The following is a 10,388-nucleotide window of genomic DNA, read 5'->3' as shown; positions in this document are numbered from 1 at the left end:
TGCTCGTGACCCCCGCGCCCGGCGTGCCCGGGCGGCTGCCGTTCTGGAAGGGCGACACGCTCGGTCGCCCCGCCGAGCTCGGTCGGGCGATCGGCGGGTTCGTCCGCGAGCTCGCGGCGGCTCCGGGCGGCCTGGAGGGCCAGCGCGCCCGCGAGCGGGTCGCGGCGGCCGGGCTGGACCCGTGGGCGGTGGACAACCTGCTCGCCTATCTCGCCGAGCAGCGCGCGGCCACCCGGCATGTGCCGGACGACCGGACGCTGCTGATCGAACGGTTCCGCGACGAGCTCGGCGACTGGCGGATGGTCGTGCACTCGCCGTTCGGCGGGCAGGTGAACGCGCCGTGGGCGCTGGCGATCAGCGCCCGGCTGCGGGAGCGGCGCGGGATCGAGACGCAGGTGGTGCACTCCGACGACGGGATCGTGATCCGGCTGCCGGAAACGGTGGACGACACCGGCGCGGAGATCGTGGCCGGCGCCGAGGACGTGCTGCTCGACCCGGAGGAGGTGGAGCAGATCGTGGTGGCCGAGGTGAGCAACTCGGCGCTGTTCGCCGCCCGGTTCCGGGAGTGCGCGGCGCGCTCGCTGCTGCTGCCCCGGCGTGACCCGCGGCGCCGCACCCCGCTGTGGCAGCAACGCCAGCGCTCGGCCCAACTGCTGTCGGTGGCGGCCAAGTACGAGCGGTTCCCGGTGGTGCTCGAGGCCATGCGGGAGTGCCTGCAGGACGTGTACGACGTGGCCGGGCTGCGCGAGTTGATGGCCGACGTGCGGGCCCGGCGGGTGCGCGTTGTCGAGGTGGAGACCCAGTCCGCCTCGCCGTTCGCCCGCAGCATGATGTTCGGCTACGCCGGGATGTTCCTCTACGACGCCGACCTGCCGCTGGCCGAACGGCGGGCCGCGGCGCTGTCGCTGGACTCGGCGCTGCTGGCCGAGTTGCTCGGCTCGGAAGCGATCCGGGAGCTGCTGGACGCCGACGTGCTGGCCGAGGTGGAGCGGTCGCTGCAGCGGCTGGACCCGGCCCGGCACGCACGGCACGCCGAGGACGCCGCCGACCTGCTGCGGTTCCTCGGTGACCTGTCCGTTGTGGAGGCCGAGCGGCGCGGGGTCGCGCCGGAGTGGTTGGCCGAGCTGGAAAGTGCCCGGCGGGCGATCCGGGTGCGGATCGCCGGCGAAGAGCGGTACATGGCGATCGAGGACGCCGGCCGGGTGCGCGACGCGCTCGGGGTGGCGCTGCCGGTCGGGGTGCCGGAGGCATTCACCGAACCGGTCGCGGATCCGCTCGGCGACCTGCTCGGCCGCTATGCCCGCACGCACGGGCCGTTCCCGGCGCACGAGGTGGCCGAGCGGTTCGGCCTGGGCATCTCGGTGGTGACCGGAGTGCTGGACCGGATGGCCGGCATGGGCCGGCTGGTGCGCGGCGAGCTCAGACCCGTTGCGGGACCCCCGCACCCGGGCTACGGCGGGCACTCCACCACCGAGTACTGCGACGCCGATGTGCTGCGGCGGCTGCGCCGGGCGTCGCTGGCCCGGCTGCGCGCCGAGGTGGAGCCGGTGGAGCCGGCCGCGCTCGGGCGGTTTCTGCCGGCCTGGCACGGGGTGGGCAAGCGGCTGCGGTCCGCGCCGACCGCCGACGACGTGCTGGCCGTGGTCGAGCAGCTGGCCGGCGCGCCGTTGCCGGCGAGCGCGTTCGAGTCGCTGGTCCTGCCGGCCCGGCTGCCCGGCTACACGCCCGCGCTGCTCGACGAGCTGACCGCGGCCGGCGAGGTGACCTGGTGCGGCTGCGGGCCGCTGTCCGGTGGGGACGGCTGGATCGCCGTCGCCCCAACGGATCTGGCCGACCTGCTGCTGCCGGATCTGGAGGAGGCGGTGCCGTCCTCGCCACTGCATGCCGCCGTGGTGTCCGCAATGGACGGTGGGGCGCTGTTCTTCCGGCAGTTGGCCGACCGGGCCGCGGCGATGCTGCTCGACGGTGGCGCGGCGGCCCCGGACGATCCGGATGTCATTGCCGCGCTGTGGGATCTGGTGTGGGCCGGGCTGGTCACGAACGACACGCTGGCCCCGGTGCGCGCGTTGGTCGCCGGCCGGGGCGCCGCGCACAAGCCGCGGCGGTCCGCTCCGCGCGGACGCTACGCCCGGCTGCGCACCGCGGCGGCGGGCACGGCGGCCCGCCGGCCGGCGATGCCCTCGCGCACCGGCCCGCCGACCGTCGCGGGGCGGTGGTCGCTGGTCGCCGACCGGGAGGCCGATCCCACCCGCCGGGCGCACGCCAGGGCCGAGGCGTTCCTGGAACGGCACGGGGTGCTGACCCGGGGCGCACTGGACACCGAGCGGGTGTCCGGTGGGTTCAGCGCGGTGTACCGGGTACTGCGCGCACAGGAGGAGTCCGGCCAGATCATCCGGGGCTACGTGGTCGAGGGCCTCGGCGCGGCCCAGTTCGCCGCTCGCGGCGCGGTCGACCGACTGCGCGCCCTGTCCCGTTCGGACAGTGCACTCCCACCCGGCGAGCTCCGCGCGGTGGTGCTCGCCGCCGCCGACCCCGCCCAACCCTACGGCGCCGCGCTCCCCTGGCCCGACCCCGTCGGCGACGGAAAGCACCGCCCGGCAAGGAAATCCGGCGCTCTCGCGGTCCTCGTCGACGGTGTCCCGGTGCTCTACGTCGAACGCGGCGGCCGCTCCCTACTCTCCTTCACCGAGGACGACACCGCGCTACGCACCGCCGCATCCGGCCTGTCCCGGGCGGTGCGCGACGGCTGGCTCGGCCAACTCGCCGTGCAACGCGCCGACGGCGAGGTCGCCCTCACCTCCCACCTCGCCACCATCCTCCGCGAGGCCGGTTTCCGGGCCACCCCGAGCGGTCTACGCCTGCGCGCCTGACCGGCAACTCACCACGCCGGAACCAGCGGCTGCCGAACCTGGACCCGGTGACTCTCCGGCTCGGAAGCGGGTTCTCGTGAGCTGTCGGTGCGGACGTGCGCCGGGCCGGTGTCGCGGATGAGTTGGTGTTCGCCGGTGGTGGCGGGCGGCTCGGGTGTTTCGGCCAGGGCGATGAGGCCGGCCGCCAGGGCGAGTGCCACGGCGGCCGGGCCGGCAAGAAGCCATCTGTCAGACAATTGTTCCCCCGTTGACGAATTCGATTTCGTGCTCCGGCGCAGCCGTCGGCGCGTCTTCCCCCGTGAGCGCACGGGCCCCAGGTTCCGTGCTCCCGCAGTGGAGACGCCTGGGGTGGGGACTCGGTTGGCTCAGCAGGTGGGGATCAGGTCTCGGTGCGGCGTTCGAGGGCGGCAAGGCGGAGCTCGAGGTGGTCGATGCGGTGGCGGAGGAGGGCGACCTGGGCTTCGAGGCTGACCTCGCGTTCGGCGCGGCGTTGGATGCGGGGGGATTTGGCGGCGCGTTCGAGGACGGCGTCCAGGGGGACCAGGCGTTGCGGACCGTTGGGGCCGTCGACCAGCCGGGACTCGATCTCTCCGTTGCGGTACCAGGCGCGCAGGGCGGACCGGGAGACGCCGGTCTCGGACTCGGCCTGGGCCAGCGGGACCCAGGGGGTCTCGTCGAGCTGAGCGAACAGGGCCAGCTCGTCCTGCCACTTCGCGAGGCGGTCCTCCCACTCGGATGCCATTGGCAACCTCCCCACCGCAGATATGGATAGCCTATCACTGACAGGGCATTGACAGGGTTGTCACGATGGAAGCATGTTCGAAAGGTTCAGCGCCAAGGCCCGCGAGGTGGTCGTCAAGGCCCAGGAGGAATCGCGGTCCCTGCAGCACGACTACATCGGCACCGAGCACGTCCTGCTCGGCGTGCTCGCCATCCCGGACACCACCGGGTGCCAGGCGTTACGCCAGCTCGGGCTCACCCGCGAGCTGGTGCGCGCCGACATCGAGACCGAGATCGGCCGGGGCAAGAAGCCCTCGCAGGGACACATCCCGTTCACCCCGCGCGCCAAGAAGGTGCTCGAGCTGGCCCTGCGCGAGGCCCTGCAGCTCAAGCACAACTACATCGGCACCGAGCACATCGTGCTGGCCCTGGTCCGGGAGGGCGAGGGGCTGGCCGCCAAGATCATGTCCGTGCACATCCCGGACCTGGCCCAGGTCCGGCGCATGGTGCTGGCGCTGATCACCGGCGACGCCCCGGTCGAGCCGGTACCCCGCCGGCCGGGCACCACCGCGGCCGAGGAGATCGTCTCGGCCGCCCAGGCGCTGGCCGGGGGCGCGCCCGTCGGCAGCCATCACCTGCTGGAGGCGCTGGTGCGCGCGGAGGGCAGCATGGCGGCGCGGGTGTTCGAAGCGCTCGGCGTGGACCCCGAGACGGTGGCCGCGAAGATCGACGAGATCGACCCGGAGGGCACCACCGACGCCACGCCCGAGGAGGCCGCCGCCCGCAGGATGGAGCTGCGGGTGGTCGACGACGAGGTCCAGCTCGTGTTCCGGGACGAGCACACGCTCGACCTGGCGACGAAGGTCACCGAGCTGTCCGGCGGCGCGATCCAGGGCACCGGCCCGGTCAGCGGTGCCTTCGTTCCGCTGCTGAAGTCCACCAGCGACCTGCTGCTGTCGTTCCTGCGCATCCTGCAACCGGAACCCGAGGGCGAGGCGGGTGACGTGGGCGGCAAGACGTCGCTGATGATGCGCCGGGTGATGCGCGACCGGCTGCTGCACCGGCTGCGGCGCAACCCGCCGGCCGAGGGCACCGGCTGAGCGGACCGGCCGGGGGACCCGCTGACGGCTACCGCGGCGTGAGGACGCAGAACTCGTTGCCCTGGGGGTCAACGAGTACCGCCCAGGGCACGTCGCCCTGCCCGACGTCGGCGGGCCTGGCCCCCAGTCCGCGCAACCTGGCGACCTCGGCGGCGTGGTCGTCCCCGGCGAACGGGGCGACGTCGATGTGGATCCGGTTCTTGCCCCGCTTCGGCTCGGCGGACCGGAGCAGCACCAGCCACGGCGCGCCGGCCGCCGGCGGGCGCAGCACCACGAAGCGGTCGGTCCAGGTGTGGACCGGCCAGCCCACCGCGGCGGACAGGAACGGGGCGAGCGCCGCCGGATCGGCACAGTCGAGCACCATGGCGGCCACCGGTCCGCCGCCGGCATACCAGTCGCGCGGCTCGAGCACGCAGAACTCGTTGCCCGCCGGGTCGGCGAGCACGGACCACGGGGTGCCGGCCGGCTGGCCGATGTCGATCCGGCGGCCACCCAGGTCGAGCGCCCGGGCGACCAGCTCCTCCTGGTGCCGCACCGAGGAACTGGCCAGGTCGAGGTGCAGCCGGTTCTTCCCGGTCTTGGGCTCGGGCACCGGCACGAACGCCAGGCCCAGATCCGGCTCGGAGCCGTTGACGAACGACTCCTCGGCGTCTTCGTAGCCGACCGACCAGCCGAGCAGCTCCGCCCAGAATCGGGCGATCGCCGCGGGCTCGGCGACATCGACCGCAAGGTGGGTGAACCGGGTGGGCATGTTCGGACCCTAGCCGCCGGTCAGTCCCGGCCGGGCGGAGTCCGCCGCGGGCCGGCCGGCCCCGGCGGCCAGACCGGGACGACCACCCGCAACTCGTTGCCCTCCGGGTCGGCCAGCAGCGTGTAGGCGGGGTCGCCGTCGTGCTTGCGGACCTGCTGGGCGCCCAACTCCAGCAGCCGGGCGACATCGGCGTCATGCTGGTGCGCCCAGTAGGACTCGAAACCGAACACGATCGGACCCGGCTCGGGGTTGCGCCCGGGGACCCGGGAGAACTCCAGGAACGGGCCGCGCCACGGCGGGCCGGGCGCGCGCACGGCGGCGAAGTCGGCCTCGCTCTCGACCACCGGCCAGCCGGTGGCCCCGGACCAGAACTCGGCCAGCGCCGGCGGATCGACGCTGTCCACCACCACGGCGGCCAGCGCGCCCGTGCCCGCGTACCGCTCACGCGGCTTGAGCAGGCAGAACTCGTTGCCGCCCGGGTCGGCGAACACGGTCCACGGAACCAGCTCGCCCTGGCCGATGTCGACCGGGGTGGCGCCGCCCAGCGGCAGCACATCGTGTCTGGTCTGGTAGTCGTGCATCCCCCACGAGTTCAGGTCCAGGTGGATCCGGTTCTTTCCGGTCTTGGCCCGCGGCGGTGCCTTGGCGAACGTCAGGTCCACCGTGGCTCCGTCCTCTTCGGACGCGACGACGCGAACCTCGTCACCGTCTGCGGGCCGGATGCGCCAGTCCTCGAACTGGTCGCACCAGAACTCGGCGAGCGCGGCCACGTCGGTGGCTTCGAACACGATGCTGGTCAGCCTGACGGGCATGGCCAGACGCTATCCGGTCGTCCCGACATTCCGGTCTCAGCGGGTGGCGAGTCGCAGCAGCGCCCACAACTGGGCGATGGCGTCCTCGCTGCCGTCCCGGTCCAATACCTGGCTCTGCGGGGGGATCCGGCCCCACAGCCAGAGGTAGACCGCCTCCGCCGGACCGGACACCGCGCCGTCAGCCGGTTCGGGCCCGGCCTCCACCCGCCACGCCGAGGTGCCGGTCGGGGTGACCCGGGCCAGCCACTCCCGCCCGCCCGCCCGGATCCGGACCCGGGCATGCCGGGTTCCGCGCACGCCGAGCACCGCCAGCCGGTGGGTGAACCACAGCGACAACCCCTCGTCGATGCCGTCGAGCGCCACGTCCTCGGGCACCGGATCCCGGTCCACCCCGGCCGCCTGCTGCACGTCCACCCGGTGCACGGTCGCCTCGTGCGCGAGCCGCCGGTACCAGAACCCGTAGTTCTGCCGCTCCGGCCACCAGGTCGGACACTCCTCGGCCGGATCGTGCGCGGCCAGGTGGTCGAGCACCGCGCGCAACCCGGCCAGCAGGAACTCCTCCACCGGCTGGCCCCGGTCCGGCTCGCGCTGCCAGGCCGTCGGCCGTTCCCCGGAACGCAGCCAGGTCAGCACCATCCGGTACACGCTCCCGACGTGCCGGACGGCCTCGCCGACGGTCAGTCCCGGACACCCCGGGACGTCGAAGCCGGGGTCGACACCGGTGGCCGAGCGCACCAGCAGCCTGGCCTCGGCCTCAATCGTCTCCAGCAACCGGACATGACCGATCTCCGCTGTCATCACGGGGTGCGGACCGCCCGGCGGACCAGACCGATGAACTGCCCGGTCTGCCGGACCAGGTCGTCGGCGGCACGTTCGCTGACCACCCGGGTGATCCCGGCCTGTACCGAGGCCCTTGTCGCCGAGCCGGCGGCGAAGAAGGCGGCCCACTCGCGTAACTCCGGAGCCACGGCCGCGAGCAGGGTCCACACGCTGGTCGGCCGGGACCGGCCGCGGTGCGGCCGGCCGCGCAGGGCGAGCATCGCCGCGGCGGCCCGCAGCGCGCACAGGTAGGCCATGGCGAACCGGTGGGCCGGGTTGACCTCCCGCTCCGCCTCGGTCAGCCCCTGCTCGGCCTCGACCAGCAGGCGCAGCGCGGATGCCGGAGCCGTAGGGTGGTCCAGCGTCGTGGTCATCGGGCCTCCTCCGGATGCTGCGAATCGTCACCTGATGTGACGACGACACGCCGTGGGGAAGCCGGCGGCGCCCGGTGGTGAGGCGCTTCCCCCACCCCACCACCGGACTGTCCGCGCTCGAACGTTTGTTCGAACACGTGGTCGAGCTTAACACCTCGACAGGCGTGATGTCATGGGCGGATGAGCACCCTGGACCACCCGTCGATCAGCACGTTGGCCGCCGCGCTGCGGGAGGCCGGGATGTCCGCCGCGGCCGAGCGGATCCGGATCCTGGACGGGGAGGTGCGCACCGCGGCGCTGGCCGCGGCGGCGCTCGGCATCGAGGTCGGCGCGATCGCCAACAGCCTGGTGTTCCGGGCTACGCACGGTGACCACGACCTGCCGTTGCTGGTGCTCACCTCCGGCGCGCACCGGGCCGATCCCGCCAGGCTGGCCGCGGTGACCGGAGCCGACCGGGTGGGCAGAGCGGACCCGGCGTTCGTGCGGGAGCACACCGGGCAGCCGATCGGCGGCGTCGCCCCGGTCGGGCACCCGCACCCGGTGCGCACCCTGGTCGACCGGTGGCTGGCCGCCCACCCCGTGGTGTGGGCCTCGGCCGGGCACCCGAGATCGGTCTTTCCCACCACGTTCGCCGACCTGGTTACCCTGACGGGGGGCATGGTTACGCATGTCTGCGCCGAGGAGGAGGATGGCCCTCTGTGACCTCCGTGCCGCCCCGCGTCGAGCGGTTTGTCGAACTGTCCGCGGACGAACTGCGGTCCCGGCTGCGTGAGGCGCTCACGCTCTACGTCACCGCGATGCGGTATCCCAAGGGAACTGCCGAGCAGCGCGCCCCGATGTGGCTCGCGCACATGCTGCGCGCCGGCTGGCGCAGCTGCGCGGCCCTGGATCAGGACGAGCGGCTGGTCGGAATCGCCTACGGCTACCGGGGTGCGTCCGGCCAGTGGTGGCACGAGCAGGTCCGGCGCGGCATCGTCCAGCGGCACGGCCCGGCCGCCGCCGACACCTGGCTCGCCGACTACTTCGAGCTGACCGAGGTGCACGTGCACCCGGACAGCCAGGGCCGGGGCATCGGCGCGGAGCTGTTACGCCGGCTGCTCGACGGCGTGGCCGCGGCCAAGGTGCTGCTGTCCACCCCCGAGGGCCCGTCCCGCGCGTGGAACCTCTACGGCCGCATGGGTTTTGTCGACGTGCTGCGCAACTATCGGTTCACCGGCGACCCCCGGCCGTTCGGCGTTCTGGGCCGCGACCTCCCGTTGTGACGGTCAGAGGGCGGCCAGGGACTCCCGGAGGGTGTCCAGCCCCATCGGGCCCATGCGCAGCGCCGCCATGTGGAAGGTCTTGAGGTCGAACGCCGCGCCGTGCCGGGCGCGCAGGTCGTCGCGGGCGGCCAGCCAGAGGCGCTCGCCGAGCTTGTACGCCGGGGCCTGCCCGGGCCAGCCGAGGTAGCGGTCGATCTCGTCGACCACGTGCGCGTGGTCGGTGATCGTCCTGGTGGACATGAACTCGAGGCCGAGGTCGGGGGTCCAGCGCTCGCCCTCGTGGAAGCCGGTGCCGGGCGGGATGGCGAGCTTGAGGTGCATGCCGATGTCGACGATCACCCGGGCCGCCCGGAACAGGTGCGCGTCGAGCATGCCGAGCAGGTCGCCGTCGTCGTCGAGGTAGCCGAACTCGCGCATCAGCCGCTCGGCGTAGAGCGCCCAACCCTCGCCGTAGCCCGGCACCCAGGCGAGCAGCCGTTGGAACCGGTTGAGCCGGGCCGCTTCGTGCACCGCGGTGGCGATCTGCAGGTGATGCCCAGGCACGCCCTCGTGGTAGACGGTGCTGGTCTCGCGCCAGGTCAGGAACTCCTCCCGGTCCGCCGGCACCGACCACCACATCTGTCCCGGGCGGCTGAAGTCGTCGCTCGGGCTGGTGTAGTACGCGCCGACGGTGCCGCCCGGCGGGGCGATCTTGCAGTCCAGCCGCATCAGCCGGTCCGGGATCTCGAAGTGCACGTCGCGCAGGTCGGCTAGGGCCTGGTCGGACAGCCGCTGCATCCACTCGGCAAGCGCCCGGGTGCCGGACAGCCGGTAGCGCGGGTCGGCGTCCAGCACGGCTGCCGCCTCGGCCAGGGTGGCACCGGCCCGGATCCGGCCGGACACCACCTTCATCTCCGCCTCGATCCGGGTGAACTCGGCCCAGCCCCACTCGTAGGCCTCGGTGAGGTCGATCGCCGCGCCCAGGTACAGCCGCGACCACAGTCGGTAGGCGTCCGCGCCGACCGCGTCCTCCGCAGGCGCCAGCGGCGCGATGCTCTCCCGCAGGAACGTGGCCAGTTCGGCGTAGGCCGACGCGGCCGCGCGCGCCCCGGCGTCCAGGTCCGCCCGCAGCATCTCCGGCACCCCGGCGGCGCCGGAGACGAACCCGGCGAAGAACGACGGCCGGCCGTTGTCCCCGGCCCACACCGTGCACTGCTCGGCCACCTTGGTCACCTGGCGGACGGCCGCGACGATGCCCTTCCCGGCGCTGTGCCGCAGCGCGCCGCGGTAGCCGGCGAGCGCCTCCGGCACCCGGGCCAGCCGGGCGGCGATCGTCGCCCAGTGCTCGGCCGTTTCGGTCGGCATCAGGTCGAACACGCCCCGCACCACCTGCGGCGGGCTCTCGATCACGTTCAGCGCGGCGGCGTGCAGTCCGGCCTCGTGCAGTTCGAGGTCGAGCCCGATCCGCTCGGTGAACACCGCCTTGGCGATCCGCTCGCCGTCGCCGTCGGGCCGCGCCGAGTCCATGTCGCGCAGCGCCCGGGCGCTCACCTCGGCCCGGGCCGCGTGGCCGTCCGGGGAGTAGTCGGTGAGCTTGTCGTCGTACCCGGGGACGCCCTGGAACGTCGCGGCGACCGGATCGAGGGCCACGTACTCGTCGACGAACCGGTCGGACAGGGAGTGCACTGACGCCATACCTGG

At 73.6% G+C, this 10,388-nt stretch carries 11 protein-coding genes; 4 read left to right on the top strand and 7 right to left on the bottom strand.

The window, feature by feature from the left end; all coding sequences use genetic code 11:
* Positions 1 to 2,870, top strand: a 2,870-nt coding sequence (locus VFV67_RS25500; RefSeq protein ID WP_422652950.1) for an Lhr family helicase, incomplete at its 5' end; no start/stop codon positions are given.
* An 8-nt stretch (positions 2,871 to 2,878) separates the two neighbouring features.
* Here the strand turns inward: VFV67_RS25500 and VFV67_RS25495 are convergent.
* Together VFV67_RS25495 and VFV67_RS25490 are read right to left on the bottom strand one after the other, a co-directional pair.
* On the bottom strand, positions 2,879 to 3,106 hold the full coding sequence (locus VFV67_RS25495; RefSeq protein ID WP_326473170.1) for a hypothetical protein: 228 nt from the start codon (positions 3,104 to 3,106) through the stop codon (positions 2,879 to 2,881).
* 143 nt (positions 3,107 to 3,249) lie between these two features.
* The gene (locus VFV67_RS25490) at positions 3,250 to 3,612 is read right to left on the bottom strand and encodes an excisionase (RefSeq protein WP_326473169.1); all 363 of its coding nucleotides are present in this window, start codon (positions 3,610 to 3,612) and stop codon (positions 3,250 to 3,252) included.
* Between the two features lie 73 nt (positions 3,613 to 3,685).
* On the opposite strand from VFV67_RS25490, the gene VFV67_RS25485 reads away from it, so the two are divergent.
* A complete protein-coding gene (locus VFV67_RS25485) occupies positions 3,686 to 4,690 on the top strand; it encodes a Clp protease N-terminal domain-containing protein (protein WP_326473168.1) in 1,005 nt (334 codons plus the stop codon).
* A 28-nt stretch (positions 4,691 to 4,718) separates the two neighbouring features.
* On the opposite strand, the gene VFV67_RS25480 is transcribed toward VFV67_RS25485, so the two are convergent.
* Genes VFV67_RS25480 through VFV67_RS25465 form a run of 4 tightly spaced genes read right to left on the bottom strand, consistent with a single transcriptional unit; the run spans position 4,719 to position 7,446 of the window.
* Positions 4,719 to 5,441: a VOC family protein gene (locus tag VFV67_RS25480; RefSeq protein WP_326473167.1), complete on the bottom strand. Its 723-nt coding sequence runs from the start codon at positions 5,439 to 5,441 to the stop codon at positions 4,719 to 4,721.
* Between the two features lie 20 nt (positions 5,442 to 5,461).
* The gene (locus VFV67_RS25475) at positions 5,462 to 6,253 is read right to left on the bottom strand and encodes a VOC family protein (RefSeq protein ID WP_326473166.1); all 792 of its coding nucleotides are present in this window, start codon (positions 6,251 to 6,253) and stop codon (positions 5,462 to 5,464) included.
* Positions 6,254 to 6,289: 36 nt separating this feature from the next.
* On the bottom strand, positions 6,290 to 7,051 hold the full coding sequence (locus VFV67_RS25470) for a maleylpyruvate isomerase family mycothiol-dependent enzyme (RefSeq protein WP_326473165.1): 762 nt from the start codon (positions 7,049 to 7,051) through the stop codon (positions 6,290 to 6,292).
* Positions 7,051 to 7,446 carry an SAV_6107 family HEPN domain-containing protein gene (locus VFV67_RS25465; protein WP_326473164.1) on the bottom strand — a complete coding sequence of 132 codons (396 nt, stop codon included), beginning with the start codon at positions 7,444 to 7,446 and terminating at the stop codon, positions 7,051 to 7,053. Before VFV67_RS25465 ends, VFV67_RS25470 begins: the two co-directional genes overlap by 1 nt.
* 180 nt (positions 7,447 to 7,626) lie before the next feature.
* Between VFV67_RS25465 and VFV67_RS25460 the strand changes: the two genes are divergently transcribed.
* Together VFV67_RS25460 and VFV67_RS25455 are read left to right on the top strand one after the other, a co-directional pair.
* Complete coding sequence (locus tag VFV67_RS25460; RefSeq protein ID WP_326473163.1) at positions 7,627 to 8,148, top strand: YbaK/EbsC family protein; 522 nt, start codon at positions 7,627 to 7,629, stop codon at positions 8,146 to 8,148.
* Positions 8,145 to 8,708: a GNAT family N-acetyltransferase gene (locus VFV67_RS25455; protein ID WP_326473162.1), complete on the top strand. Its 564-nt coding sequence runs from the start codon at positions 8,145 to 8,147 to the stop codon at positions 8,706 to 8,708. Before VFV67_RS25460 ends, VFV67_RS25455 begins: the two co-directional genes overlap by 4 nt.
* 3 nt (positions 8,709 to 8,711) lie before the next feature.
* Here the strand turns inward: VFV67_RS25455 and VFV67_RS25450 are convergent, their stop codons facing one another.
* Positions 8,712 to 10,382: a DUF885 domain-containing protein gene (locus tag VFV67_RS25450; RefSeq protein ID WP_326473161.1), complete on the bottom strand. Its 1,671-nt coding sequence runs from the start codon at positions 10,380 to 10,382 to the stop codon at positions 8,712 to 8,714.
* Positions 10,383 to 10,388: the final 6 nt, after the last annotated feature.

Source organism: Actinophytocola sp., assembly GCF_035762905.1.
Taxonomy (GTDB): Bacteria; Actinomycetota; Actinomycetes; order Mycobacteriales; family Pseudonocardiaceae; genus DASYTH01.
The sequence above is the reverse complement of the archived record's forward strand: the minus strand, read 5'-3'. Positions and strand labels throughout refer to the sequence as shown.

Coding starts and splice junctions, on each gene's coding strand:
- VFV67_RS25465 (WP_326473164.1), bottom strand. CDS start 7,446: ATGACCACGACGCTGGACCACCCTACGGCTCCGGCATCCGCGCTGCGC.
- VFV67_RS25470 (WP_326473165.1), bottom strand. CDS start 7,051: ATGACAGCGGAGATCGGTCATGTCCGGTTGCTGGAGACGATTGAGGCC.
- VFV67_RS25490 (WP_326473169.1), bottom strand. CDS start 3,612: ATGGCATCCGAGTGGGAGGACCGCCTCGCGAAGTGGCAGGACGAGCTG.
- VFV67_RS25480 (WP_326473167.1), bottom strand. CDS start 5,441: ATGCCCACCCGGTTCACCCACCTTGCGGTCGATGTCGCCGAGCCCGCG.
- VFV67_RS25485 (WP_326473168.1), top strand. CDS start 3,686: ATGTTCGAAAGGTTCAGCGCCAAGGCCCGCGAGGTGGTCGTCAAGGCC.
- VFV67_RS25475 (WP_326473166.1), bottom strand. CDS start 6,253: ATGCCCGTCAGGCTGACCAGCATCGTGTTCGAAGCCACCGACGTGGCC.
- VFV67_RS25460 (WP_326473163.1), top strand. CDS start 7,627: ATGAGCACCCTGGACCACCCGTCGATCAGCACGTTGGCCGCCGCGCTG.
- VFV67_RS25450 (WP_326473161.1), bottom strand. CDS start 10,382: ATGGCGTCAGTGCACTCCCTGTCCGACCGGTTCGTCGACGAGTACGTG.